We start from the raw sequence: 24,667 nt of genomic DNA on the forward strand, positions 1-24,667 counted from the left end.
TAGTCAGTGAGTACCATCACAGCCGTCTCGATCAGCGACGTCCGCTTCCCCACTTCCACGTCGCTGGACGGTTCGGATGCGATGAATCCTGATCCCGACTATTCGGCCGCCTACCTCAGGATTGAGACCGATGCCGGGGACGGCCACGAGGGCCACGGCTTCGTTTTTACGATTGGCCGCGGAAATGACGTGGTGGCTGGCGCCCTGGCGGCCCTGGTCCCGTTCGTTAAAGGCAAAAACGCGGAGCACCTCCTCGCTGACATGGGCGCTGTATCCCGGAGCATGGTGTACGACTCCCAACTCCGGTGGTTGGGTCCGGAAAAAGGTGTGATGCACATGGCCATTGGTGCCGTGATCAATGCCCTTTGGGACCTCAAGGCCAAGCGTGCAGACCTACCCCTATGGCAACTACTTGCCCGGATGACACCGGAGGAACTGGTGTCCCTGGTGGACTTCCGCTATCTGACCGATGCCCTCACCGAGGCGGAGGCCCTTACGATCCTCCGTGACGCTCGCCCCGGGCGAGCCACGCGGGAAGCTGAATTGCTTGCCGACGGATACCCGGCGTACACGACCACGCCGGGCTGGCTCGGATACAGCGACGAAAAGCTTGCCCGCCTGTGCCGGGAGGCGGCGGCGGATGGGTTCCACCAGATCAAACTCAAGGTCGGCGCCCACCTGGAGGACGACATTCGCCGTTTGAAAGTGGCCCGCGCAGCGTGCGGGCCCACCATGCGGATTGCCATCGACGCCAACCAACGCTGGGACACTGATGAGGCCGTCGCCTGGGTCAAGGCCCTGGAGGATTCCGATATCGCATGGGTGGAGGAACCGACCAGTCCCGACGACATTCTCGCGCACGCGGCTATCGCAAGGGCCATCGCTCCAATTCCCGTCGCCACAGGCGAGCATGCGCAGAACCGGATCATTTTCAAACAGATGCTGCAAGCCGGATCGCTGGAAGTGCTACAGCTGGACGCTGCGCGGGTGGCGGGGGTGAACGAAAACATCGCCATCCTGCTCCTGGCTGCCAAGTTTGGAGTACGGGTCTGCCCGCACGCCGGCGGCGTTGGATTGTGTGAAGCGGTGCAGCATTTATCGATGTTCGACTTCGTAGCGGTGTCCGGAACGAAGGAGGGCCGGGTCATCGAATTTGTCGATCATCTGCATGAGCATTTCATCGCCCCGGTCGAATTGCACCATGGACACTACCGCGCTCCACTGGTCCGGGGAGGCGGTAGCGAGATGAAGGCGGCCTCCCTCATCGAGTTTGCGTTCCCCGACGGACCGGTATGGTCGGCAGCCGCTTTGACTATGGCAAAGTGACATCATGGAAAGAGAAACAATTGCGGTGCACACCCGGCTCAAACCGGGCAAAGAGGCGGAGTACGACCGGATCCACCGGCAGATCCCGGCTGAACTTGATGAGGCGATGCGTCAGATTGGCGTCCACAACTGGCGCATTTGGCGCAGCGGCCGGGAGTTGTTCCACCTCATCGAAGTCGATGACTACTCCCGTATGCGCACGTTCCTGGCGGAGCATCCAGCCAACCTCCCTTGGCAGGCGCAGATGTCCGAGCTGCTGGAGATCGAGGACAGCTACTCCGGCGATGACCGCGGCATTCCACTGGTCTGGGGTCTACCTCAGCGATGACCACGCTTGCGTTGGGCCCCCTGGGCTACGGAGCCGCCGCGCTGGGGAACCTGTACTCGAGGATTGACGACGACGAAGCCGTGTCGACGCTTATCGCCGCCTGGGACGGCGGCATTCGCTATTTTGACACCGCACCCCACTACGGACTCGGTCTCTCCGAGGAACGGCTTGGTGCGTTCCTGCGAACCAAACCACGTTCAGACTTCCTGCTTTCCACCAAAGTCGGCCGACTCCTGGTAGATAATCCCCAGTTTGAGCCTGGGAACAGGGACACCGAGGGTTTCGACGTCGAGGCCCGCACACTCAGGCGATGGGACTACTCGGAGGCGGGCATCCGCCGCAGCCTGGACGAGTCCCTCGCCCGGCTCGGAGTCGACTCGGTGGATATCCTGTACCTGCACGATCCGGAAGTGCACGGGCTGGCGGCTGCTCTTTCGACCGCGCTTCCGACACTGCGGAAACTTAAGGCCGAGGGTCTGGTCCAGGCGGTTGGCGTCGGTTCCAACTCGGCGGAGGCCGTCGCTACCCTGCTTGCGAAGTCAGCGCTCGACGTCGTGATGCTTGCCGGCCGCTACACTCTGCTGGAACAGCCAGCTCTCGGCACCTTGCTTCACCTCTGCGAGGAGCGGGGCACACGGGTAGTCGCGGCGGGAGTCTTCAATTCCGGCATCCTGGCGAGGAGCGCGGTTCCGGAGACGACCCATTACAACTATCAGCAGGCCCCAGCCGAACTGCTCCACCGGGCGCGGGTGTTGGCTGGCATCTGCCGCCGGCACGGTGTTGAACTACCCGCTGCCGCCCTGCAATACCCGCTGAGACACCCAGCTGTGTGCAGCGTGGTGATTGGGGCCCATGGGGCCGATCAGATGTCCAGCAATATCGCCAACATGGCCGCACCCGTATCCGATGCCCTCTGGGCGGACCTCACCGCCCAAGGTCTGATCCCTCCGGAGTCCACCACCGCATGATCGACGCGCACCTCCACCTCTGGGACCTCGGACGGGGTGGCTATGACTGGATCACACCCGATTTCGGCGAACTGCACCGTGACTTTACCGCAGCACAGGCACGGGACGAGTTGGACCGGGCGGGTATCGCGGAGGCTGTCCTGGTCCAGGCCGAGGACTCGATCGCGGACACCACGTTCCTGCTCGCTACCGCAGAGGCCACTACCTGGATCCGCGGGGTTGTGGGGTGGGTCCAACTGGACAATCCTGGGGCGGCGGCCGCCCAGTTGGAGCAGTGGCTGGAGTATCCGCTATTTACCGGCGTGCGTCACCTCGTCCACGGTGACCCGCGGGACGGATTTCTAGCGCTGCCGGAGGTCCGGCGATCGCTTGCGCTGGTGGCGGCGGCCGGACTCCCGCTGGACGTCCCCGATGCGTTCCCCCGTCATCTCTCTGCCACCGCGGACCTCGCTGCCGCCTTGCCCGAACTGACCGTGGTCGTAGACCACCTGGGCAAGCCGCCCCCTGTTGGCTCGGCCGCCTGGAGCCGGTGGCGGGAGCAACTGGTCCGCTGCGCCGCCTCCCCCAACACCGTGGCGAAACTTTCGGGATTGCGGATTCCTCACGCGGAGTACAGCGTTGAACTGCTCGAACCTGTCTTTACCACGGCCCTCGAACTATTCGGCCCGGACCGCCTGATGTACGGCGGGGATTGGCCCATGACCGTTCCATTCGGCGGTTATCAACCGACGTGGGAGGTGCTGAAGACTCTGATTGGTTCGTTGAGCCCGGCCGAGCAGGAGGCCGTGCTTGCAGGAACAGCCACACGCACCTACCGTAGAACCAACCTGTAATAACACCTTCGCTGCCAGCCCTTGGACGGGGTAACACAGCCGGTGCACCCCCGACGAACGGCTCGACATGTCCAACCAGTCCGCCGGAACCATTCCCGCAGCGGCCTCCATGATCCGGGATACTTCCACCCCGATGTATCAACAATTGTGCGACCGCCTGGCCCACGACATTTCGTCGCGTAAACTTGCACCCGGATTCCGACTCCCAGGTGAGCATGGGATGTGCAGGCTCTACGGAGTGTCCCGCACCGTCGTCCGACAGGCTCTGGGTCAGCTGGAACGCGACGGCGTTGTCGAACGGGTCAAGGGGAAGGGCACCTTCGTGGCACCGCATAAGGTTGCCAAGAGTCTCGTTCACACGCCGCGGGGATTGTACGCGGACGTCGAGGCTCGCGGCAGGACGGCGCACAGCGATGTGCGACGCCAGGCACTTGTCCCCGCTGATGAGGCAGCGGCCGAGGCTCTCCGTGTTGCTGTCGGCGATCCTGTCGTAGCGATCGAACGACTTCGCTACGTCGAAGGCTCACCCTGGTCCCTGACCACTACCTACCTGCCGGCGGCGCTTGCATCACTGGTCCTCGATGCGGACCTGAGCAGCCAGTCGCTGTATGCCTTGTTGGCCGAGAATAATATCCGGGCCGACCACGGAATCCGCTCGGTGGAAGCGACGGTTGCCACCAAAATCCAGGCCGACGCGCTCCAAGTCGCGAAGGGATCGCCGCTCATGCTTCTGCGGAGTGTCATTTACGATGCCACAGATACCCCGGTGGAATTTTTTATCGCTCACCATCGCGGGGACCAAAGCCGCTTTGAATTCCGGATCGACGCCGAGACCTCCTCATCTGCGCAGCCCGGCTTTCACCGGGTGACAACCGGCGCCTGACCAGGCACCAGCCCCAGGGTCGAGCGCCGCGTCCCGCGACTCGAACAAATGGTCGGCACCCGCGTTGTGGAACAGTTGACTATCGCCAACCCGGCGCGGGTCCTATCCTGGCCCGGCGATCCCGCATCGCAGGAGACGATTGAGCCTTAACCGTTGATGGCCCCCGCAGGTGCGAAGGCCATCAACAGTTGTGGGTCGCTACTCGTACAGAACCGGTGCGATTTCCGGGTCGTCGATGTTGTCTGCGTTATAGAAGTAAAACGGGGTATCCGTGATGGGCTCCTGCTCTTCGCCGTCGATTGCCTTCATCGCCGCCTCAACAGTTGCGGCTCCCATACCAATGGGATCCTGGGTAATAGCGCCCGCCATCACTCCACTCCTGATGGCGTCGGTCTGTGCCTTGCCCGAGTCGAATCCGATGATCTTCAACTCGCCCGGTTCAAGTCCGAGCTCGTTGACGCCATTGACGATGCCGATCGCGGAGCCTTCATTCGTGCCATAGAGGCCCTTGAGGTCGGGATTGGACTGGATCATGGCCTTCGCAATATCGGCTGATTTCAGGTGGTCACCATCGCCGTACTGGATGTCAACGACAGTGATGTCCGGGTATTCGGATTCCATTCGTTCCACGAAACCGTCCCGACGTTCCACTCCCGTGCTGTTGATCTGGCTGTGACCGACGATTCCGACCTCGCCGGATCCGCCGATCAGTTCAGCCATGTTATCCGCGGCTAGCGCTCCAGCGTCCTTGCTGTTGGTCTGAGCCAGGTTGACCGGGTAGTCGCTCGCACAGCCAGCATCGAATTGCACTACCGGGATGCTCGCCGATTCGGCTTCATCCATCAATGCAACGCAGGCTTCGGGGTCGAGGGCCGCATAGGCGATGGCGTCGGGTGCGCGGTCGATGGCAGCCTGGAGCATCTGCAGCTGCGCATCAACTTCGGTTTCCGATGCGGGGCCTTCGAACGTCACTTCGACGCCAAGTTCCTCTGCCTTCTCTTCGGCGCCCTGTTTGACTGCCTGCCAGAACTGGTGCTGGAACCCCTTCGATACCATCGCGATGTAAACCTTGTCGCCGGTACCTGCCGAGTCGAGTTCCGAGTCGGTGCTGCCCGCTGAATCGCCGCAGGCGCTTAGCGAGAGGGCCGAGACCATCAGGCCTGCCGCAAGTGCTTTCTTTCCGAATTTCATGATTTCTCCATTTTCGTGTCCGGACGGCATCAGCGCCGACCTTCGGTGTGTGGTGAGACTTGGAATCGTGCTGGCCTACAAGTGATGGCTGGATGCTCTGACTGTTGAGCTCTTTGGGTGCCACCGTGATAGTTGGCCAACGGTGTTAGACCTCACGGCGGCGCCGGAGGGAATCGGTGAAGACGGCAACCAGGATCACGACGCCGACGACGACGTTCTGCCATTCGGTCTGTACCGACATGATGCGCAGCCCGTTGATCAGGACGCTCATGATGAGCGCGCCGATCAGGGTACCGAGGATGGACCCCCTGCCTCCCATAAGTGAGGTGCCGCCGATGATGACCGCGGCTATTGCCTGCAACTCATATCCCACACCCAGCTGGGGTTGAGCTGAATCGAGTCGGGCCGCGATGACCACTCCGGCGATGCCGGTGAACACGCCGGCAACGGTGTAAATGAGGATCTTCCATTTTTTCGTGTCCACACCCGAGATTTTCGTTGCTTCCTCGTTGCTGCCGATAGCGAACGTGTACCGGCCCAACAGTGTCTTGCTCAGAAGCAGGTACGCCACTATCCCCATGATGAACAGGATGAGGACCGCATTCGGTAGCCCGGGTATCAACTGGCCCAGGGAGATATCCCGAAAGCCCTCAACGTTGCTGAAGTAGATCGGCCGGACGCCGGAGATGACGAGCGCCAGACCCTGGGCAATCAGCATCATGGCGAGCGTGGCGATGAACGGTGGCAGGCCGAAGATCGATACGTTCACGCCGTTGATGAATCCCATCAGTGCACCAGTGGCTATTCCGCCCAGCACCCCCACCAGCAGTGGCAACTCCAGGTTGACCAGCAAGATGCCGGTAACCACGGCACATAACGTCATGCCCGTTCCGATAGACAGGTCGATGCCCGCAGTGACAATCACCAGGGTGGTGCCGAACGCCAGGATGCCGATCACCGCCGTCGCCAGCAAGATGCCGGAGATGTTACTCCAGGAGAAGAAATTTTCACTGGCTAGAGAAAAAAACAGCACCAGGACCAGCAGGGTGCCAAATGCCAGCGACTGCTGCAGTCGCTGACGCAGGAATGATGCCTGCCTTGCGCCTGACCGTTCTGAAGCCGGCTTTGACGGCGCCGTTGTCGAAGTTTTACTCATTCTAAGGTGCTCCCTACTGCGTCATTCTCGTGGCATAGTCCATAATTTTGGCCTGGTCGGCGCCTTCGCTATCCATCTCACCGGTGATCCGGCCGGACGCCATTACGATGACGCGGTGGGACAGCCGGAGCACTTCAGGCAGTTCGGAGGAAATCATGATGATCGATTTTCCGCGGTCTGCAAGCTCGTTGAGCAGCCGGTAGATCTCTTCCTTCGCGCCAACGTCGATCCCCCGGGTGGGCTCGTCGAAGATCAGGATGTCGCAGTCTCTCGCCAACCATTTGGCGATGACTACCTTCTGCTGGTTTCCGCCAGAGAGATTCTTCGTGGTGGCGAACATCGAGGGAGTCTTGATGCGCAGCTGCTCGATATATTTCTTTGACGTCCCTTTGCCTGGACCAGTCCGCATAAATCCGAACGGATTCGCGTATTGGCCCAGGGATGAGAGGAGGATGTTGGTGTTGACATCCCGGTCGAGCAGGAGGCCGAGGGCCTTTCGATCCTCCGATAGATAACCCACACCTTTGCGGACAGCGTCGGCTGGCTGGCTGATGCGCGTCTCGTCGCCATTGATGAAAATCTTTCCGGCGGTGATGGGATCAGCCCCAATGATGGCCCGGGCCAATTCAGTCCGGCCCGCTCCCATGAGTCCGGAGAATCCAAGGATTTCACCTCGTCGGAGTTCGAAACTTACCTCCCGCAGCAACTTCTTGGTACTGAGGTTCTCGACCCGCAGGACGACGTCGTCGACGTTGGACCGCTGGATGCTCGCAGGCCGCGCATTCTCATCGATCTCGCGGCCCACCATCATTTTGATGATCTCGTGCTGGTCCACCGCTGCTTTGTCCCGGGTGCCGATGTACTTACCGTCCCGCAGGACCGTGATGCGATCGGCAATCCGCTTGAGTTCCTCCATCCGGTGGGAAATGTAGATGATCCCTATCCCTGAAGCCTTTAGGTCGCCTATCAGGCGGAAAAGCGTATCCGTTTCCGCGCTGGTGAGGGCCGACGTCGGTTCGTCCATAATGACAATCTTCGCGTCAAAGGACAGAGCCTTGGCAATCTCGACCATCTGCTGCTTGGCGACCGTCAGGTTCTCCACCAAGTCCCCCGGCACAATCTCGGTGATTGCCAGCCGTTTTAGGAGTTCTTCGGTCTGCCGGTTGAGTCTGCGCTCATCCAGAAGTCCCAATCGGAGCGGTTCGCGTCCAATGTAGATGTTCTGGGCGACGGTGAGGTGGGGCATCAGGTTCATCTCCTGATGAACAATGATGATCCCCAGTTCCTGCGCGTTACGGGGGCCGTGGATGTCGACCGGTTGCCCCTCCAGGTAAATGGTGCCAGCATCCTTTTCATAGATCCCGGAGAGGATCTTCATCAGGCTGGACTTACCGGCACCATTCTCGCCTACCAGTGCGAGGACTTCTCCACGGTTCACATCGAACTGGACATCACTGAGCGCTTGCACGCCGGGGAAGCTTTTGCTTATCCCCTCAACCTTCAACAATGTTTCGCTCACTGATGCTCCTGCCTCATCGAAGGACACTTCTCGGTCGCTTCCACACCCGAACCGAAGATACCCCCACTGACAGGCCCAGGGAAGGGCAGCCTGTATCTGGATGTATCTTCAGATGATTAATTACTAGAGTAAGGGTAAATATGACGTAGCGCACAGTTTTGGTCGGATGTTTGCAAATAGTTATATAAGGAGATTCATGCTCATTGGATGCCACGCACTGGTCTGGAACGGCTCGCAGGACGGTACGTCAATCGAGAACTCGATCCGACGGACCGCTGAAGCGGGTTTCGATCTGCTGGAGATACCGCTGATGAACCTGGCAGATTTCAATACCTCGTCCACCAAAAAAACGCTGGCCAGCCACGGCCTGAGTGCAACCGCGTCACTCGGGCTGACCGCGGGCACCGACCTGAGCAGTGAGGACACCGACGTCGTCGCTGCGGGTGAGGCATTACTTGGGAGGTGCTTGGAAATAGTTCATGAGCTGGAGTCGGGCCACCTCTGCGGCGTCATCTACAGCGCCATGCAGAAATACCAGCAGCCAGCGAGCGAGCGGGGCCGCAACAACAGCTCGGAGGCCATACGCCGCCTGGCAGAACGGGCGGCCGCTCTGGGGATCACGCTGTCGCTGGAAATTGTGAATCGTTATGAATCCAACCTCCTGAACACCGCGGGGCAGGGCATCCAATTCCTCACGGAGGTGGACCATAACAACGTCAGATTGCATCTCGACACCTACCATATGAATATCGAGGAACCGGACCTATATTCGCCAGTTGTCGCGACCGGGCAGAAGCTTGGCTATGTTCACATCGGTGAAAGTCATCGGGGATACCTGGGATCCGGTTCGGTAGACTTCGGCTCCTTTTTCCGCGCCTTGTCTGCTGTGGATTACGACGGACCTATCGTCTTCGAATCCTTCTCGTCGGCCGTTGTGTCCGGGGAACTGAGCAACACCCTCGGAGTGTGGCGTAATCTTTGGACCGATTCGGCCGAGTTGGGTGCGCATGCCAATCGTTACATTCGTGATCAATTGACGGCGATTAAATCCATTAAACTGCACTAAACATCCGACCTATACTGGTACGGAGCTACACGTCGCCAAATTATGCGTAGCTGTGCAGGACTAGAAAAAGGACCCACATGGCCAAGGAACCGTCGGACCCCCCGAATGCTGGCGTGATCATCGTCGGAAGCGTCACAGCCGACGTGACGACGTTCTCTGAGCGGCTCCCCAAAAGGGGAGAGACCATTCTGGGCGATCAGTTCACCCTGTTGCTCGGCGGGAAGGGCGCCAATCAAGCCGTTTCCAGCGGGCTTGCCGGAACCGATTCCTTCATGGTCGGTTGCATTGGCAATGATCTGTTTCAGGAACTCGTCGGTGGAGGTTTGAGGACTCACGGGGTCGACACTTCCGAATTGCGCGTGGTGAATGCTCCGACCGGTATTGCTCACATCCGCGTCGATGCGTCAGGCGAGAACGACATCGTGATGGTGCCGTTGGCGAATGAACTCCTCAGTGTGGAACAAATCGACGGAGCAATCGGCCGTCTCAGGTCCCGCGCTTCGGTACTGCTAACCCAGTTGGAGATCCCCCGGGAGATCGCTATTCACGCAATCCGTGCCGGCCGCGCAGCTGGACTGACCGTTATTCTGGACCCGGCGCCGGCGGCTATCCTCCCCGAAGAGGCCTGGGGGAACGTGGACTATGTAACTCCAAACGAAACCGAAGCGAGCCTCATAACGGGAATTGAGGTAACTGACTTTGCTTCAGCGGTGAAAGCCGGGCATTGGTTCCTGGCCAGAGGGGTGAGGAACGCCATCATCACGATGGCTTCGGCTGGCGCAGTACTCGTTGCCGAGGACCGCGAGATCGTGTTCCCGGCCTACTCGGTCGTACCCGTTGACACCACTGCTGCCGGGGACGCATTTTCCGGGTACTTCGGCGCGTCACTGGCTGCCGGACTGGGTGTCGACCACTCAATTGCGCGGGCCATGGCTGCTGGTGCTCTGGCTGTCACGAAATACGGCGCCTCAAGTAGCCTTCCCACCTCCGACGAGGTGGGTACCTTCCTCGCAACGCAGACTGACCCGAATGGAGCGTCCACATGAGAAAAAATCCTGGAATCTTGAACCCTCAGCTGTCGCGGATCATCTCGGAGGTTGGGCACACCGATCTCCTGGTCGTCACCGATGCTGGCTTGCCGATCCCGCGGAATGTGGAACGTGTTGAGCTGGCGTACCTCCCAGGAGAGCCGCCCTTTCTAAAAGTTCTCGACGCTGTACTGTCTGAGGTGGTGATCGAAGGTGCAATTCTGGCCGCTGAAATTAAGGATCACAGTCCCCGGCTGCTCGAGCTCATCCTCGAACGACTGGAAGCAGCGGGGGTCAAGCCCTCGTTCGTACCGCATTCCGACTTCAAGGCAATGTCCGTCGACGCCCGTGCCGCGGTCCGCTCGGGCGAATTCACCCCCTATGCCAACGTCATTCTTCAGGCCGGCGTCGCCTACGGGTGATCCACCAGCTAGTGCACACCCCTGAGGCTAACCTGTCAGCGATACTGACCTGAGAGCGATCTGATGAAGTTTTACCTGGATACCGCGGACCGCGTCGAAGCCAAGGCGCTGCTGCATACTGGCCTTTTTTGAAGGACTTACCACCAATCCAAGTCTCCTGGCGACGGCCGGGATCCGGACCGGCGACATCCCAGAGCTGGTGGAGTGGGCCAGTGAGGCTGGGGCAAGAACAGTTTTCGTCCAGACCTAGGGTTCAACTGCGGCCGAGCTGATTGACCGGGGACGGTGGATCTCGTCGCTGGGAGAACGCGTTGTGGCTCGATGGCCAGGTTGAAATCGCCGAGATCCAGGAAAGCATCCGGGCCTAACTCTTCGATGAGGGTCCTCGTCGCCAGTCTTCGCGAGCCGCGACAGGCGTAGGACGCTAGGACGGTCGGTTCGTCCCATCGAAGTCAGCATGGCCCGACTGCTCTAGATCCGCCAGGAGGGCCGCGCGTAGCCACTGCTCGACGCCGCTGATATGTACCATTGTGGCGGCCCGCGCTAGCTCTGCATCGCCATTTTCCAAGGCGGCGGCGATGGCGCGATGTTCGGCAAGGGTTCGCTCGACCGCGTTCTGCTGCGTGAGAGCCCGCCAAATGCGTGCCCTTACCGTCCGGCTGTTGAGCCCGGAGAGCAGTCCTGCCAGATACGCGTTGCCAGCGGCCTCAGCGATGATTCCATGGAACCGCAGGTCGTGATCGAGGAGGTCCTCCACCGACCGGGTGTCAACCTCGTCGATCTCGGCGCCCAGTCGGGCGATATCCCCAGCGGTAATCCGGTTTGCGGCAATAAACGCCGCCGAGGACTCGAGGATGCGCCGCACCTCCAGCAGCTCCATCACCGAGGTGTCACTGTGCAGTTCCACCATGAACGATACTGACTCCTGCAGCAGCTTGGGTTCGAGGCTGGTCACATACGTGCCATCGCCGCGGCGTACGTCCAGCACACGGATGGTCTCCAGCGCTTTGACCGCTTCGCGCAGCGAGCTGCGCGAGAGGCCCAGCTGTTCGCTCAGCTCTTTTTCGGGAGGAAGCCGGTCGCCCGCCGACAGCTGCCCGCCGAGAATCATGTCCTTGATTTTGGTGATCGCATCGTCGGTGAGGGCCATAAACAGATCCTAGTCGTCAGCCAACCTTTCCAGGCCCGCAAGGCTTGCTACTTCACCCGTCCTTCGCCATCTCGCATGCCCGGGAACGCAGCCACCCGGTCCCGCTTGAACCGCCGGCGATCCGGGACGTATCAGTCCGCCGCGACTCGCCAGCTGCGAGGGCCGGTCGCGGTTACCAGTCGTGGATGGTTCCGTCCTTGAGCCGGTTGAACGGCAGATAGGCGGGGGTATAGGGGTGCGCTGCGGCGGCGGCAAGATCCAGTTCGACGCCGAGCCCCGGCTGATCGCCCGGATGCAGGTAGCCGTCCTTGAAGGAGAACGACTGCTGGAATACCTCGTTAGTGAGGTCACCGTGGCGCATGTACTCCTGGATGCCGAAGTTGTGGATCGCCAGGTCCAGGTGCAGTGCCGCAGCCATCCCAACCGGCGAAATGTCGGTCGGCCCGTGGATGCCCGACTTGATCTGGTACTGCGCCGCATAGTCGAGGATCTTCTTCATCGCGCTGATTCCGCCGGTGTGGGTGACCGCCGACCGGACATAGTCGATTAGCTGTTCACGGATCAGGGTTTGGTAGTCGAACACCGTGTTGAACACCTCACCGATCGCCAGCGGCGTGGTGGTGTGCTGCCGGACCAGCCGCAGCGCGTCCTGGTTCTCGGCCGGGGTGCAGTCCTCCAGCCAGAACAGGTCATACGGTTCCAGTGACTTGCCCAACCGCGCGGCCTCGATCGGCGTCATGCGGTGATGCCCGTCGTGCAGCAGCGGCAGTTCCGGGCCGAACTCGCTCCGGACCGCCTCAAATACTGTCGGAATGTGGCGCAGATAGGCGCGGGTATCCCAGTCTTCCTCGGCTGGAAGTGCTGCCCGCTGCGCCGGCTCATAGTCGTACCGGGTGCCACCAGCGCTGGGCTGAGCGGCCACCCCGTAGACCGCGTCGATTCCGGGTACTGCGGTCTGGATCCGGATCGCCTTGTAGCCGAGGTCCAGGTGTTCGCGCACGGAGTCGAGAATCTCGGGGATGTCCCGCCCGCTCGCATGGCCGTACGCGCGGATGCCGTCCCGAGACGCGCCCCCCAGCAGCTGATACAGCGGCATCCCGGCCGCCTTGGCCTTGATGTCCCAGAGTGCGACGTCGACCGCCGCGATTGCCGCCATGGTCACCGGCCCGCGGCGCCAGTATGCTCCCCGGTACAGGAATTGCCAGGTGTCCTCAATCCGGTGGGCGTCCCGCCCGATCAGCAGCGGCACCACGTGGTGCTCAAGGTAGGCAGCAGCGGCGAGCTCGCGCCCGTTCAGGGTGGCGTCTCCGAGCCCGGTCAGGCCGTCCTCGGTGGTGACCTTCAGGGTGACGAAGTTCCGGTCCGGACTCGACACGATCACTTCTGCGCTCTTGATTTTCACTTGGGTCTCCTCGGTATTCAGTGCACATGATTGAGCGGAACGGCTTAGCGGATGGTGCTGCCAGCCGACTGCGCTGCCAGGGCCAGTTCGCCACGGTAGGGCAGGTTTTCCCAGTCCCCGGAACCGGCGACGGCGAAAGACCCAAGCGTGACGCCGCGCAGCAGTCGTCCGGCGGTCGGCTCGGCGTCAAGTAAGGCCGACAGGTAGCCGGCAGTGAACGCGTCCCCGGCTCCCACCGTGTCCACGACCGGCACGGGTAGCGCAGCCTGGTGGACCGTCGGTTCCCCTGGGGCATAGGCGGAAGCGCCGGCCGCACCCCGTTTGATAACGACCTCGCTGACCCCGCGCCGATGCAGACTCGCCACCGCCTCGGCTTCAGAGACACCGGATGCCACGAGGGCGAGTTCGTCGTCGGAGGCAATGATGACGTCGGCCAGCTCCGCCAGCGGGCCCAGCGTCGCCTCGGCGTCCGGACCACTCCATAACTTGGACCGGTAGTTGACGTCAAAACTGACCAGGATGCCGCGGCGCTTTGCCTCCCCGGCGGCCCACAGCGTCGCCTCGGCAGCGCTGCGGGAAAGCGCCGGAGTGATCCCGGTGAGGTGCAGGATCCGCGGGTGCCCGTCGAGCGCCGCCCGCAGATCGTCGATGCACAGCACCGAACCCGCCGAACCCGCCCGGTAGTAGGCGGCACGCGATACGTCGGCGATCCGCTTCTCGAGCAGCATCAACCCCGTCGGCCGCGCGGAGTCGATGACGACGCCGTCGGTCACCACAGCTTCGGCGCGCAGCGTCCGCAGCGCGAAGGTGCCCACCTCATCGGCGCCGAGCCTACCCACCCAGCTCACCCGGTGGCCGAGCCGGGACAGGCCGATAGCGACGTTGGTTTCGGCACCGCCGAGCGACATGGTCATCGCTCCGCCAGCCCGCAACAACCCGGCAGCACGCAGGGACGCCATCGTTTCGCCGAAGGTGACTACGTCCACCGACGGACCGTCGCCAGTGCTCTCACTCATCCGGCGACCGCTGCCGCAAGCTCCAGGTACCGCCGGGCACGGTGGCGCAGTTCGGCAAGGTCCCCGCCCGACGCCGAGTCCCCCACCAGCGGTGACCCCACGCCGACGGCGACGGCGCCGCGGGCCAGGTAATCGGCCGCCGCGGCCTCGTCCACCCCACCGACCGGCACAAACGGGATCCGCGGGAACGGGTCGCGCAGAGCCGAGAGGTACCGCGGCCCACCGAGGGACGCAGGGAAGAGTTTGACTGCTGTTGCACCCTGATCCATTGCCGTGAGCACCTCGGTGGGAGTCAACGCACCGGCAATCACGGGAAGCTGCAGCCGGACCGCCGCGGCCACCGACGCCGACACGGCCGGGGTCACCACGAACTGGCCGCCGGCAGCCGCGACCCGCCCGGCGTCGTCGGCGGTCAGGACCGTCCCGGCCCCGATGGTCGCCCGGTCCCCCACCTCCCGGCGCACTCCGGCGATCACGTCCACCGCGTCCGGGGTGTTCAGCGACACCTCAAGATGGCGGACCCCCACCTCCACCAGGGCCACGGCTGCCCGGATCGAGGCATCACGGTCGGTCCCGCGGACGATGGCCAGCAGACGGGAGCTGGAGAGTCCTGCAAGGAAGTCAGACATGGGTGGTCCTTTCGTAGGGCTGGGAGGCCGATTTACCACTCGGCGTAGGAACCGTCGTCGTGCCGCCACACGGGTGAGCGCCAGGCGTGGCCGCTCTTGTCCACCCGGCGGACTGCGGCCTCGTCGATCTCAATACCCAAGCCCGGCCCGGTCAGGCGCTCCACGTGGCCGTCAACGAACTTCAGCGGAGTCTTGTCGACCACGTAGTCGAGCACCTCGGCGCCCTGGTTGTAGTGGATGCCGATGCTCTGTTCCTGGATCAGGAAGTTGGTGGTGGCGAAGCCCACCTGGAGGCAGGCGGCGAGAGCCAACGGTCCCAGTGGGCAGTGCGGCGCGAGCTGCACATCGTAGATTTCGGCCAGGGACGCGATTTTGCGGACCTCGGTGATGCCGCCAGCGTGGGACAGGTCCGGCTGCGCGACGGCGATCCCGGCCTGCAGCACCGGGAGGAACTCCTGCCGGTTGTAAAGGCGCTCCCCGGTGGCGATCGGGATGGTGGTGGAGCTGGTGAGCCCCCCGATCAGGTGCGAGTTCTCCGGCACAGTGGGCTCTTCCAGGAAGAACGGGTGCAGCGGTTCCAGTAGCGGCGCGACCCGCCTGGTGTTGGCGAGGGTGAACCGGCCGTGGAAGTCGACGGCGACGTCGCGGTGCGGACCGAGCACCTCGCGGGCAGCGGCGACGCGTTCCACGACGGCGTCGATTTCCGCGACGCTGCCGAGCGGGCTCATCCTGCCGCTGGCGTTCATCTTCACGGCGGTCAGCCCCACCTCAAGCTGAGCGGAGATGGAGTCGGCCACCTCGGCGGGATCATCGCCGCCCACCCACCCGTACATCCGGATCCGGTCGCGGACGTGCCCACCGAGCAACTGGTGCACGGGCACGCCAAGGGACTTCCCGGCGATGTCCCACAGAGCCTGGTCCAGGCCGGCGACGGCGCTGGCCAGGATGGCTCCCCCACGGTAGAAGGACCCCTTCGTCATGACCTGCCAGTGGTCCTCGATCCGCAACGGATCCGCGCCGATCAGCAGTTCGGACAGCTGCTCGACGGCGGTCCGCACCGTCTCGGAGCGCCCCTCCACCACGGGCTCGCCCCAGCCGACGATGCCGGTGTCCGTCTCCACCCTGACAAAAAGCCAGCGCGGTGGGACAAGGAAGGTTTCGATCCTGCTAATGCGCATGAATGGTGCTTTCGGAGAGGTACGCGACAATGTGGTCGACCATTGCCCGCGGTGGAAGGGAAAGGTCGACGGTCAGGCCACGTTCGTCGTCGCCCAGGGTCTGCAGGCTCTCGTATTGGGAGGCCAGCAGCGACGGCGGCATGTACTCGTGCTCGCGCGCTGAGATCCGCGCGGCCACCAGCTCCATGGTCCCGTGCGGGTGGACCACCACCAGCTCCGGCGCGTGCCCGCGGAGCAGGTCCCGGTACGCGAGCTTGAGGGCTGAACAGGCGACGACGACGCCCCCCTCCCGTCCGTCGGCCAGTACCGCGCCGACGGCGTGCAGCCAGGGCAGCCGGTTGTCGTCGGTCAGCGGGGTGCCAGCAGCCATCAGGGCTTTGTTGTCCGCGGGGTGCAGGTCGTCGCCGTCGACGAAGCTGACGCCGAGGCGTTCTGCAAGCAGGGCCCCGATGGTGCTTTTGCCAGAACCTTGCACCCCCATGACCACGATCGGTGGGGTAGGTGTAGCCGTCATGGTCTAGCCCTTGGTTGCGCCGGCGGTGAGACCGGAGACGATGTACTTCTGGGTGAACAGGGCAATCACCATGATCGGGATGGTGACCACCACCGAGGCGGCCATCAGTCCTCCCCAGTCAATGCTGGCGTAGGCAACGAAGTTGAAGATGGCTACGGGCAGGGTCTTCGTCTCGGCGCCGGAGAGTACCAGGGCGAACATGAAGTTGTTCCACGAGAAGATGAAGGACAGGATGCCGGCCGTCGCTACGCCGCCGATGGACAGCGGCAGGGTGATCCGCAGGAACGCGCCGATGTGGGTGAGGCCATCCACCCGGGCGGCCTCTTCGAGTTCCAGTGGCATCGAATCGTAGTAGGACATCATGATGTAGACGATCAGCGGCAGGGCCACGAACATGTGCGAGAGGATCAGCACCCCGTACCCGCCCACCAGCGAGAGGTTGGAGAACACGTAGTACCAGGGCACCAGCAGACTCACACCCGGGATGATGCGCGCCATCAGCACCACCAGCGCCGAGCGGCGCATCGCGAACCGGCTCATGGAATAGGCGGCCGGGACACCGATGATCAGGGACAGGGCGGTGGACGCGAACGCCACCCAGAAGCTGTTGAACACGAACGAGAAGTAGTTGTTGCGGCCCAGCACCGTCTCGTAGTTGGCCGTGGTGGGGGTGAAGATCAGGGTTTTGCCGGCGTCATAGATGTCAACGTTGGTCTTCAGGGAGGCAAGGAACATCCAGACCAGCGGGGCAATGAACGCGAGGACCACAAGCGTCAATGCGACAACGCGGAAGATTTTGTAGCCCTGCCGGCGCAGTGGCTTCTTCCGGCGCTTCGGGATACCGGTGGGCTGGGTGCTGCCCTGGCTCAGGATGGGGGCGATCGTGCTCATGAGCTACACGTCCTTCCGGCGCCGGGTCAGAACCCACATGGCCGCGATGATGATGAGGAAGAAGAGAATCAGGACGGTTGAGGACAACCCGTAGTCGTTGTAGTCGAAGCTGAGCCCGTAGGCGTAGATGTTCAACGTTTCCACCTCGTTGAAGGATCCGCCGCCGCGGCCCTTGGTGGCGTACAGCAGGTCGAAGGTCTTGAGGGCGTCGATGCTGCGCAGCAGGACGGCGACAATGATGGTCGGCATCAGCAGTGGGGCGGTGACGTAGCGGAAGCGCTGCCAGGCGTTGGCACCGTCGATTCGGGCCGCTTCGTCGGGTTCCTCGGACAGGGAGGTGAGGCCGGCGAGCAGGATGATGACCACCATGGGGGTCCACTGCCAGATGTCGATGAAGATAACCGTGGGCAGGGCGGTCGCCTGCCCGGAGAGCCAGGGCTGAGGAGGAATGCCGACGAAGCCGAGCACCTGGTTGGCGAACCCGATGTTGGGGTCGAAGATCAACCGCCACATCATGCCGACGGCCACCGGGGTGGCGACCAAGGGAAGAAGGATCGCCACGCGGACCCATTTCTCGCCCTTGAACGGGCGCCACAGCAAAAGGGCGATGCACATGCCGAGGATCATCTGGACGGCGAGCGCCACCGACGTGAATGCGAAGGTACGCCCCACGGCGGGCCAGAAGCGTTCCGTATCGGTCAGCACTTCGGCGTAATTGGCGAACCCAATGAAGTCGGATTCGGCGCGAACCGACCCGGAGGAGTCGGTCAGGCTCAGGTACATCGTCCAGCCGAGCGGGAAGATGATGAGAATGCCGACGAAGATCATGGCCGGGGCTGCGAAAAGCCACTTCCGGTGATTGTTGGCCCAGTCGGAGTAGGCCTTGTAACGGGTGTTCCCCGGCCTACGGTCCTTCGGCGGGATGGTCCTCGGTGGCGAGGCGACAGTCATGGTCAACGTCCTTGTTGCAGGAAGTGCATCGGTTGCATTCTTGGCGGGGTGAAGCGCGTGAGGGTGATGGTGGCGCCGCCTGGCGGGGTTGTCTCCGCCGGGCGGCGCCACATCGTGGGACGGCTACGGGAGCCGCCGTCGGACGCTATTCGCGTTCGTCGTCCAGGAAGGCCTGGAAGGATTCGCTCGCTGCGTCAGCGGCCTCTTCGACGTCGCCGCCGGTGATGCCGACCACGATCGGATCCCCCACCACTTCACGGGCTTCGGCGACGTTGATCACGAGCGGGCGGTCGTAGCCGACGCCGTTTTCGGCGCTGGCTTCGATGGCTGCAGCAAGATCTTCGGGGTAGGTCGAGGTGCCTTCAGGATCGGCCCAGACCGAGGTACGTGGCCCGGGAACCCCTTCCTGCTGGATCTCGAGAACCATTTCTTTACTGGTGGCCCATTCGAGGAACTTCCAGGCGTTGTCCTGGTTGTTGGACGCCTCGTTGATGCCGAGGCCCCACGACGGCACATTGTAGGGCTTGGAACCGGCGGGGCCGGCCGGCAGTGGGGCGAAGCCTACGTTCTCGGCTACCTGCGAGTTCGCCGGATCGGTGGCGTTCTGGTACAGGCTGTCAGCCTCGGTGTAGAAGGCTGCGCCGCCCTGGGTGAAGATGGCCATCGCTTCGGGCCAGCTCATGTCGGTGCTGACATTCTCGGGACCGTATTCGTTGATCATGCGGCCGTAGTATTCGTAGGCTTCCTTGGCTTCTGGTGAGGCGATGGCCGAATTGCCTTCCTCGTCGATGAAGTCACCGCCGAAGCTGTAAAGGAAGCTGGAGAACTGGGTGACGGCCGGTGACTTGCCGGTGCGGGCAACGAAGCCTGCGACGTCGGGGTTCTCTTCACTGATCTGATGGGCAGCGGCTTCGAGTTCCTCAAGGGTTTTGGGGACCTCAAGGCCCGCCTCCTCAAGGAGGTCGGTGCGGTAGTACAGCACTTCGCGTTCGGTGATGGTCGGGACGCCGACCACCTTGTCTTCGAAGGTAGTGGAGTCCACGGGGCCGCTCTGGAAGTCGGACCATTCCCATTCGGGGTTGGATGCGACGCGCTCGGTCAGGTCTGCCAGGTAACCGTTCTGGGCGAACAGCTTGCCCTCCTGCAGAGGCCGGTACATCATGACGTCGATCTCGTCGGTGCCAGCGTTGAGCTGCACGTTGTACTGGGCCGAAAGCTGGTCTTCGCCGAGCTGCGTGAGCTCAACCGTCAGCCCGGTTTCTTCCTCAAATTCGGGGATGGCCTCGATGATCTTGTCGGTCCACACGTGATTGGCAAGGGTGACCCGCAGGGTGTCGGACGCTGCGTCGCCGCCACCTCCGCCGCATGCTGCAAGGGTTCCGCCCAGCAATGCCGTGACCGCCAGTCCGGCTACCCGCATAGTTTTGCGCTGCACTGTTGCTCCAGTTCTCTTCGTTGAGGACACCCGCGTCGACCGGGGCCAGGAGTAGATGATCGGTTTACATCTGCTATAAACCATGATGTTAGTGACAAAGATCATACTTATGCAACCCCGTTACTCAAATGGGATGCTCTTGGTACGCTTCATTTCATGCAGCCACCCGAATCCCTCCCTACTGGTGATGTCTCCCCCGGTGTTGTGTCCTCTGGTCTGCACGCATCGGTCATTGATCAAATGGGGCTGGCCATCGGCGCGGGCGAGTGGGCTGCGGGATCGGTGATGCGGATCGAGGAACTCGAGGAGCGCTACGGCGTCTCCCGCTCGGTCATCCGCGAGGTGCTGCGCGTGCTCGCATCGATGGGCATGGTCGAGTCGCGACGTCGGGTGGGCGTCCAGGTGCTTCCCGCCACGGAGTGGAATCTTTACGACCGCCAGGTCATCAGGTGGCGGCTTGCGTCACCGGGCAGGGTGGCCCAACTCCGGTCACTGACCGAGTTGCGGACCGCCATTGAGCCTCAGGCCGCCCGGCTGGCAGCACTGCGGGCTCCCCTCGCCGACGCCAGCGAGCTAATGGGGCTGGCCGGGAAGCTGTGGGCCGCCGGTCAGGACGGGGACACCGAACTGTTCCTCACCCTCGACATCCAGTTCCATCGCCTCGTCCTGTCGAGTTCGGGGAACGAGATGTTCGGCAAACTCAACTCTCTGGTCGCAGAGGTCCTCACCGGGCGAACCCACTACGGCCTGATGCCTGAGCACCCGCACGAGGAAGCGCTTCAGCTGCACGTCGACGTCGCCAGCGCCATCCAGCGCGGCAACCCGGTCGACGCCCACCACTCAATGCTTGCCATCATGGAACGTGCCATGACCGAGATGAGCACACTGTGGAACGAGGCGGCGAACAGCAACAACGTCTCATCGGTTTCTAAAATTTCCCACCGGAACAGCTTTTACGGAAGTAAAATTGGAGTCACAGAGATGAAGGAGGATCACCCGTAACCACCGACCGCGGCACCCTTGGGTACCGCCTGAGTTAGGAGAACTGTGATGGAAAGAAACCCGGAGGACCCGCAGGTAGTCGTTGGAGTTGACGGCTCGGGGCCCTCCATTCTTGCGCTAAGGCTGGCTGCAACTTTGGCGCCGGCTTTTGGGGCTGAAGTACACGCCGTCGCCTGCTGGGACTATCCGAAGATGTACGAGGATTATCTCCTGCCGGATCCCCAGGCGTTTGAGGAGGCTGCACGTAGCCACCTCATCGCGGCTGTCGAGGAGGCTTTCGGCGCTGAACCGCCTCCCGGTTTTACCAGCGTTGTCGTGCGGGGACACGCGTCGACCCGGCTGATCGAAGCGGGCGCCGCGGCGCACCTGCTCATTGTCGGTCGGCGCGGCCACGGTGGCCTCCGTGGCTTGCATCTGGGGTCCGTGAGCAACGCCTGCGTTGCTCACGCCACGTGCCCTGTTCTTGTTGTCCACGACGACGGGAAGCCCCAGGTCCACCACCGCTGGAGGGACCGTTATCACGAGAATCGACCCCTGGAGCCGTATGACCTGCTCTGACGTGGCCAGCGTTCCCAGTGCCGAGCCGTTTTAGACCTGGCGATCAGCCGAAAAACGTCGTCGCTTCGTCATAGCGAGACTGCGGGACGGTCTTGAGTTGCGCCACTGACTCTTCGAGGTTTACCCGCACGATGTCGGTCCCGCGCAGGGCAACCATGGTGCCCCAGGCGCCGTCGTGAACGGCGTCTACCGCTGCCATGCCCAGCCGGGTGGCCAGCACCCGATCTGATGCACTCGGCGCACCTCCACGCTGGATGTGCCCAAGAGTTGCGGACCGCGTTTCAATCCCGGTTCGTTGTTCAATGATGGGTGCGAGCCGTTCGCCAATGCCGCCCAGCCGGGGTCGGTTGAAGGCATCGAGTCCGCGTTCCGAGTGGGGCTGGCTCATCTCCGCCGAGACAAATCCCTCGGCCACAACCACCAGCGGGGTTCTTCCCCGGTGAAAAGGCTTCGCCACCCACTCACAGATCTCCGCCATACTGGGTTGCTGTTCCGGGATGAGAATTGCGTGGGCACTCGTAGCCATTCCCGCGTGTAGGGCAATCCAGCCGACATGGCGTCCCATGACCTCAGCAATCATGCAACGGTGATGCGATTCGCCGGTGGTTTTCAGCCTATCGATCGCCTCGGTCGCGATCTCCACCGCAGTGTCGAAGCCAAAAGAATAATCAGTCGCGGAAAGGTCGTTATCCACCGTTTTGGGGACACCAATAATCCGCACGCCATCATCACTGAGAATCTTCGCGGCGGCGAGGCTTCCCTCACCACCAATAACAATCAGCGCATCCACCCCGAGAGAACGAAGGTTCGCTTCGATGTGCTCCACGCCGCTGCCCTCGCCGAAAGGGCTGGTGCGGGAAGTGCCGAGGATAGTTCCACCCAGTTTCGCGATACCACGGATGCTCATCCAGTCCAGGATGATCGAGTTGTTTTCAACCAACCCCCGCCAGCCGTCGATGTAACCGATGAACTCGTCGCCGTGGTTCCGGATCCCCCTGAGCACACAGGACCGGATCACGGCGTTCAACCCCGGGCAATCCCCGCCGCTGGTCAAAATTCCAATCCGAGCCATCACTCTTCTCCAGCCATCGTTTCGCCTTATCAGGGACCCTTGCTCTGCTCACCTCAACGCAACCACCAATCCACCGGACCTGCCATGAGGGCTTACCCGCCGTACCCATGGGGGATAACCAGCACGCATCGTGATGTAATGCATAAACCGATGGTGGCGCCGCACCTGTGTCCGGTTCCATGGCGGTTAGACGCGCATTTCGTCAGAGAGGACGGAAATGACTGATTCCTGGCTGGGGTCTGACCCACTGATTCACGGCGCACTACAGGTGGACGGCGCGCAAAAGCGGTTGAACACTGTTGCGGAGCTCGCGCGCGACCTCGCCGGACGATTCGAGCTGCAACCCCTCCTGGAACGGATCCTGGGACACGCGGCTATGCTGCTGGGCTGTGAATCGGGCTCCCTCTCACTGGTCAACGAAGCGAGCGGAACCTACGCCAAGAAAGTTGATTTCGGCGTCGGCTGCCAGGAAGGGCAAACGTTCTCGCTGGAAGAAGGCATCACCGGCCTGGTGGTGCGGGACCGCTCCACGGTGATCCTTCGGACCTACAGTGAAGTGGCGAAGGGCCATATCTCGCCCGAAGATCCGCGGTGGAACTGCGCGGTAATTGGGGTACCCATCCAGTGGGATGCACGTGTGATTGGCACCTGCATCATCTTCGGCGCCGATCCGCAGCGGGTGTTTACTCCCGACGACGCCGCGTTGGCTGAGCTTTTCGCCAGCCACGCAGCGATCGCGTTGAAAAACTCAGAGCTGCACGCCATCGCTTCTGAACGCGAACAGGAAGCCGCGATCGGAGCGGAACGGGAACGGGCGGTGCGGGACGTTCATGAAACCATCGGCCGATCCCTGGCCACCTTGCTCCTCAGTCTCGATGATGCGGACAAAGCGGTCCGGCAGGGCGGTCTGGAAGCCGCTGCGTCCCGGCACATCGGTGCCGCCCGGAATATCGCTCATGACGCCCTGGCCGAGACACGCCGCACAATCCTGGGGATGGGCCCGGCATCCCTCGCGGGCCGGGACCTCGACGTGGCGGTCGCGGCCGAACTGGCCTGGGCCGAATCGATGAGCGTTGCGAAGACGCAGCTCACCGTCATCGGATCCCCCCGTGCTCTTGCACCGGAGATTACCCACCAGGCGTTCAAGATCATCCAGGAGGCACTGGGCAACGTGGTGACACACTCGCGGGCCACGAGTGTTCGGGTGGGGTTGGTCTATGAAAGCGATTCGCTAGCAGTCCTGGTGGAAGACAACGGACGGGGATTTGATCTCGCCACAACCCACGGAGACCACTCGGCCCTGCCCTCGGGTTGCCTCGGGCTGCATGGGATGACCTCGCGTGCCGTCCATCTGGGGGGTGACCTGCACATCGACACGATGCCCGGGTGGGGCACCAAGGTGAGGGCCACCCTGCCTGACAAGGTTCCGGAGCGGGGCGGGCACCCCCAGCCGAGGTGGAAGGTGCTGATCGCCAATGACAAGCCCCTCATCAGCGCTGGCCTGGTCAGGCTACTCCAGCTCAGCGAGCCGGCGGTCCAGATCGCCGCCGAAGTCAGCGCTCCGGCGCAGCTGCTGGACGCGTATGAACTGCTCCGCCCCGACGTCCTGGTGGTTGACCTGGATATGGTTCAGGAAGCCGATCCGGGAGTACTCACGGAGGTCAGGAAACTCGATCCACAGGCCGCCATCGTCGTCCTCACAGATAATCCCACGGTGGACCAGGTGCGGTCAGCCAAACAAGCCGGGGTGCGGGGATTCATCAACCGTAAAGCGGGAGGAGAGGCCATTGCGCGGGTGATCGTCGCAGCCGGCCAAGGGCAGGCCCTCGTGGAGGGCGATATTTTTGATTCCCTCATGGCATCCGCCCCGGAAGACACCACGCTGGACAATTTCACGGTACGCGAACGCCAGGTGCGTGACATGGTGCTGCAAGGCCTGGCGGACAAACAAATCGCCCGCCGACTGCAGATCTCTGCGAAGACCGTTGAGAAACATGTTGGATCCCTGCTACGCAAGACCGGTGCCCGCAACCGGACCATGCTGGTCAGCATGAGCGGCGTCGAGCCATCCCAGTCCACGTCGGACGTGGGTGCGACCCCCGGCATCCGCCGGGGGTCGCACCCACGAACACGATCTGTGTCCTGAAAC

At 62.5% G+C, this 24,667-nt stretch carries 24 protein-coding genes; 11 read left to right on the forward strand and 13 right to left on the reverse strand.

Features of this window, described 5'->3' with window-relative positions; translation table 11 throughout:
• Positions 1-6: 6 nt before the first annotated feature.
• The 5 genes from ACX80A_RS06395 to ACX80A_RS06415 all read left to right on the forward strand — a co-directional run bounded on the left by ACX80A_RS06395 (position 7) and on the right by ACX80A_RS06415 (position 4,338).
• The gene (locus ACX80A_RS06395) at positions 7-1,326 is read left to right on the forward strand and encodes an enolase C-terminal domain-like protein (protein ID WP_459258854.1); all 1,320 of its coding nucleotides are present in this window, start codon (positions 7-9) and stop codon (positions 1,324-1,326) included.
• Positions 1,327-1,330: 4 nt separating this feature from the next.
• Positions 1,331-1,654 carry an L-rhamnose mutarotase gene (locus ACX80A_RS06400; RefSeq protein WP_459258855.1) on the forward strand — a complete coding sequence of 108 codons (324 nt, stop codon included), beginning with the start codon at positions 1,331-1,333 and terminating at the stop codon, positions 1,652-1,654.
• Positions 1,651-2,622 carry an aldo/keto reductase gene (locus tag ACX80A_RS06405; protein WP_459258856.1) on the forward strand — a complete coding sequence of 324 codons (972 nt, stop codon included), beginning with the start codon at positions 1,651-1,653 and terminating at the stop codon, positions 2,620-2,622. Before ACX80A_RS06400 ends, ACX80A_RS06405 begins: the two co-directional genes overlap by 4 nt.
• A complete protein-coding gene (locus ACX80A_RS06410) occupies positions 2,619-3,455 on the forward strand; it encodes an amidohydrolase family protein (RefSeq protein WP_459258857.1) in 837 nt (278 codons plus the stop codon). Before ACX80A_RS06405 ends, ACX80A_RS06410 begins: the two co-directional genes overlap by 4 nt.
• A gap of 67 nt (positions 3,456-3,522) precedes the next feature.
• Positions 3,523-4,338 carry a GntR family transcriptional regulator gene (locus tag ACX80A_RS06415; protein ID WP_459258858.1) on the forward strand — a complete coding sequence of 272 codons (816 nt, stop codon included), beginning with the start codon at positions 3,523-3,525 and terminating at the stop codon, positions 4,336-4,338.
• Between the two features lie 198 nt (positions 4,339-4,536).
• Here ACX80A_RS06415 and ACX80A_RS06420 read toward each other — a convergent pair whose 3' ends face one another.
• The 3 genes from ACX80A_RS06420 to ACX80A_RS06430 all read right to left on the reverse strand — a co-directional run bounded on the left by ACX80A_RS06420 (position 4,537) and on the right by ACX80A_RS06430 (position 8,204).
• The gene (locus tag ACX80A_RS06420; protein ID WP_459258859.1) at positions 4,537-5,529 is read right to left on the reverse strand and encodes a substrate-binding domain-containing protein; all 993 of its coding nucleotides are present in this window, start codon (positions 5,527-5,529) and stop codon (positions 4,537-4,539) included.
• Positions 5,530-5,674: 145 nt separating this feature from the next.
• Positions 5,675-6,685, reverse strand: coding sequence for an ABC transporter permease (locus ACX80A_RS06425; protein WP_459258860.1), 1,011 nt, complete (start codon positions 6,683-6,685; stop codon positions 5,675-5,677).
• A 13-nt stretch (positions 6,686-6,698) separates the two neighbouring features.
• Positions 6,699-8,204, reverse strand: coding sequence for a sugar ABC transporter ATP-binding protein (locus ACX80A_RS06430; protein ID WP_459258861.1), 1,506 nt, complete (start codon positions 8,202-8,204; stop codon positions 6,699-6,701).
• Between the two features lie 196 nt (positions 8,205-8,400).
• On the opposite strand from ACX80A_RS06430, the gene ACX80A_RS06435 reads away from it, so the two are divergent.
• The 3 genes from ACX80A_RS06435 (at position 8,401) to rbsD (ending at position 10,720) form a co-directional block, all read left to right on the forward strand.
• Positions 8,401-9,270, forward strand: a complete 870-nt coding sequence (locus ACX80A_RS06435) for a sugar phosphate isomerase/epimerase family protein (RefSeq protein ID WP_459258862.1) — start codon at positions 8,401-8,403, stop codon at positions 9,268-9,270.
• 77 nt (positions 9,271-9,347) lie between these two features.
• Positions 9,348-10,316: a ribokinase gene (locus tag ACX80A_RS06440; RefSeq protein WP_459258863.1), complete on the forward strand. Its 969-nt coding sequence runs from the start codon at positions 9,348-9,350 to the stop codon at positions 10,314-10,316.
• Entirely contained in the window at positions 10,313-10,720 is a 408-nt protein-coding gene (gene rbsD / locus ACX80A_RS06445) for a D-ribose pyranase (RefSeq protein WP_459258864.1), read from the forward strand. Before ACX80A_RS06440 ends, rbsD begins: the two co-directional genes overlap by 4 nt.
• Positions 10,721-11,144: 424 nt before the next feature.
• On the opposite strand, the gene ACX80A_RS06450 is transcribed toward rbsD, so the two are convergent.
• The 9 genes from ACX80A_RS06450 to ACX80A_RS06490 all read right to left on the reverse strand — a co-directional run bounded on the left by ACX80A_RS06450 (position 11,145) and on the right by ACX80A_RS06490 (position 19,886).
• Positions 11,145-11,870: a FadR/GntR family transcriptional regulator gene (locus ACX80A_RS06450; protein WP_459258865.1), complete on the reverse strand. Its 726-nt coding sequence runs from the start codon at positions 11,868-11,870 to the stop codon at positions 11,145-11,147.
• Between the two features lie 172 nt (positions 11,871-12,042).
• The gene (gene manD, locus ACX80A_RS06455) at positions 12,043-13,272 is read right to left on the reverse strand and encodes a D-mannonate dehydratase ManD (RefSeq protein WP_459258866.1); all 1,230 of its coding nucleotides are present in this window, start codon (positions 13,270-13,272) and stop codon (positions 12,043-12,045) included.
• A gap of 44 nt (positions 13,273-13,316) precedes the next feature.
• On the reverse strand, positions 13,317-14,288 hold the full coding sequence (locus ACX80A_RS06460) for a sugar kinase (protein WP_459258867.1): 972 nt from the start codon (positions 14,286-14,288) through the stop codon (positions 13,317-13,319).
• Entirely contained in the window at positions 14,285-14,917 is a 633-nt protein-coding gene (locus ACX80A_RS06465; protein ID WP_459258868.1) for a bifunctional 4-hydroxy-2-oxoglutarate aldolase/2-dehydro-3-deoxy-phosphogluconate aldolase, read from the reverse strand. The genes ACX80A_RS06460 and ACX80A_RS06465 overlap by 4 nt, the downstream gene beginning before the upstream one ends.
• A gap of 32 nt (positions 14,918-14,949) precedes the next feature.
• Positions 14,950-16,095: a galactonate dehydratase gene (dgoD, locus tag ACX80A_RS06470; RefSeq protein ID WP_459258869.1), complete on the reverse strand. Its 1,146-nt coding sequence runs from the start codon at positions 16,093-16,095 to the stop codon at positions 14,950-14,952.
• Positions 16,085-16,609, reverse strand: a complete 525-nt coding sequence (locus tag ACX80A_RS06475; RefSeq protein WP_459258870.1) for a gluconokinase — start codon at positions 16,607-16,609, stop codon at positions 16,085-16,087. Before ACX80A_RS06475 ends, dgoD begins: the two co-directional genes overlap by 11 nt.
• Positions 16,610-16,612: 3 nt before the next feature.
• Complete coding sequence (locus tag ACX80A_RS06480) at positions 16,613-17,500, reverse strand: carbohydrate ABC transporter permease (RefSeq protein WP_459258871.1); 888 nt, start codon at positions 17,498-17,500, stop codon at positions 16,613-16,615.
• 3 nt (positions 17,501-17,503) lie between these two features.
• Positions 17,504-18,451, reverse strand: a complete 948-nt coding sequence (locus tag ACX80A_RS06485; RefSeq protein ID WP_459258872.1) for a carbohydrate ABC transporter permease — start codon at positions 18,449-18,451, stop codon at positions 17,504-17,506.
• 145 nt (positions 18,452-18,596) lie between these two features.
• Positions 18,597-19,886 carry an ABC transporter substrate-binding protein gene (locus tag ACX80A_RS06490; protein WP_459258873.1) on the reverse strand — a complete coding sequence of 430 codons (1,290 nt, stop codon included), beginning with the start codon at positions 19,884-19,886 and terminating at the stop codon, positions 18,597-18,599.
• Positions 19,887-20,042: 156 nt separating this feature from the next.
• Here ACX80A_RS06490 and ACX80A_RS06495 point away from each other — a divergent pair, with 156 nt between their 5' ends.
• Together ACX80A_RS06495 and ACX80A_RS06500 are read left to right on the forward strand one after the other, a co-directional pair.
• On the forward strand, positions 20,043-20,888 hold the full coding sequence (locus tag ACX80A_RS06495; protein WP_459258874.1) for a FadR/GntR family transcriptional regulator: 846 nt from the start codon (positions 20,043-20,045) through the stop codon (positions 20,886-20,888).
• A gap of 48 nt (positions 20,889-20,936) precedes the next feature.
• Positions 20,937-21,446, forward strand: a complete 510-nt coding sequence (locus tag ACX80A_RS06500) for a universal stress protein (RefSeq protein ID WP_459258875.1) — start codon at positions 20,937-20,939, stop codon at positions 21,444-21,446.
• A 43-nt stretch (positions 21,447-21,489) separates the two neighbouring features.
• Here the strand turns inward: ACX80A_RS06500 and ACX80A_RS06505 are convergent, their stop codons facing one another.
• Positions 21,490-22,518, reverse strand: coding sequence for a 6-phosphofructokinase (locus ACX80A_RS06505; protein WP_459258876.1), 1,029 nt, complete (start codon positions 22,516-22,518; stop codon positions 21,490-21,492).
• Positions 22,519-22,735: 217 nt separating this feature from the next.
• Between ACX80A_RS06505 and ACX80A_RS06510 the strand changes: the two genes are divergently transcribed.
• Entirely contained in the window at positions 22,736-24,664 is a 1,929-nt protein-coding gene (locus tag ACX80A_RS06510; protein ID WP_459258877.1) for a LuxR C-terminal-related transcriptional regulator, read from the forward strand.
• Positions 24,665-24,667 lie beyond the last annotated feature (3 nt).

The organism is Arthrobacter sp. TMN-50 (genome assembly GCF_054511125.1).

What these genes read in the sequence shown, in the direction of transcription:
- ACX80A_RS06450 (WP_459258865.1), bottom strand. Translation starts at nt 11,870, where the DNA reads ATGGCCCTCACCGACGATGCGATCACCAAAATCAAGGACATGATTCTC.
- ACX80A_RS06400 (WP_459258855.1), top strand. Translation starts at nt 1,331, where the DNA reads ATGGAAAGAGAAACAATTGCGGTGCACACCCGGCTCAAACCGGGCAAA.
- ACX80A_RS06425 (WP_459258860.1), bottom strand. Translation starts at nt 6,685, where the DNA reads ATGAGTAAAACTTCGACAACGGCGCCGTCAAAGCCGGCTTCAGAACGG.
- ACX80A_RS06460 (WP_459258867.1), bottom strand. Translation starts at nt 14,288, where the DNA reads ATGAGTGAGAGCACTGGCGACGGTCCGTCGGTGGACGTAGTCACCTTC.
- ACX80A_RS06410 (WP_459258857.1), top strand. Translation starts at nt 2,619, where the DNA reads ATGATCGACGCGCACCTCCACCTCTGGGACCTCGGACGGGGTGGCTAT.
- ACX80A_RS06495 (WP_459258874.1), top strand. Translation starts at nt 20,043, where the DNA reads ATGCAGCCACCCGAATCCCTCCCTACTGGTGATGTCTCCCCCGGTGTT.
- ACX80A_RS06505 (WP_459258876.1), bottom strand. Translation starts at nt 22,518, where the DNA reads ATGGCTCGGATTGGAATTTTGACCAGCGGCGGGGATTGCCCGGGGTTG.
- ACX80A_RS06475 (WP_459258870.1), bottom strand. Translation starts at nt 16,609, where the DNA reads ATGACGGCTACACCTACCCCACCGATCGTGGTCATGGGGGTGCAAGGT.
- rbsD (WP_459258864.1), top strand. Translation starts at nt 10,313, where the DNA reads ATGAGAAAAAATCCTGGAATCTTGAACCCTCAGCTGTCGCGGATCATC.
- ACX80A_RS06420 (WP_459258859.1), bottom strand. Translation starts at nt 5,529, where the DNA reads ATGAAATTCGGAAAGAAAGCACTTGCGGCAGGCCTGATGGTCTCGGCC.
- dgoD (WP_459258869.1), bottom strand. Translation starts at nt 16,095, where the DNA reads ATGCGCATTAGCAGGATCGAAACCTTCCTTGTCCCACCGCGCTGGCTT.
- ACX80A_RS06500 (WP_459258875.1), top strand. Translation starts at nt 20,937, where the DNA reads ATGGAAAGAAACCCGGAGGACCCGCAGGTAGTCGTTGGAGTTGACGGC.
- ACX80A_RS06415 (WP_459258858.1), top strand. Translation starts at nt 3,523, where the DNA reads ATGTCCAACCAGTCCGCCGGAACCATTCCCGCAGCGGCCTCCATGATC.
- ACX80A_RS06485 (WP_459258872.1), bottom strand. Translation starts at nt 18,451, where the DNA reads ATGACTGTCGCCTCGCCACCGAGGACCATCCCGCCGAAGGACCGTAGG.
- ACX80A_RS06440 (WP_459258863.1), top strand. Translation starts at nt 9,348, where the DNA reads ATGGCCAAGGAACCGTCGGACCCCCCGAATGCTGGCGTGATCATCGTC.
- ACX80A_RS06480 (WP_459258871.1), bottom strand. Translation starts at nt 17,500, where the DNA reads ATGAGCACGATCGCCCCCATCCTGAGCCAGGGCAGCACCCAGCCCACC.
- ACX80A_RS06510 (WP_459258877.1), top strand. Translation starts at nt 22,736, where the DNA reads ATGACTGATTCCTGGCTGGGGTCTGACCCACTGATTCACGGCGCACTA.
- ACX80A_RS06435 (WP_459258862.1), top strand. Translation starts at nt 8,401, where the DNA reads ATGCTCATTGGATGCCACGCACTGGTCTGGAACGGCTCGCAGGACGGT.
- ACX80A_RS06465 (WP_459258868.1), bottom strand. Translation starts at nt 14,917, where the DNA reads ATGTCTGACTTCCTTGCAGGACTCTCCAGCTCCCGTCTGCTGGCCATC.
- ACX80A_RS06405 (WP_459258856.1), top strand. Translation starts at nt 1,651, where the DNA reads ATGACCACGCTTGCGTTGGGCCCCCTGGGCTACGGAGCCGCCGCGCTG.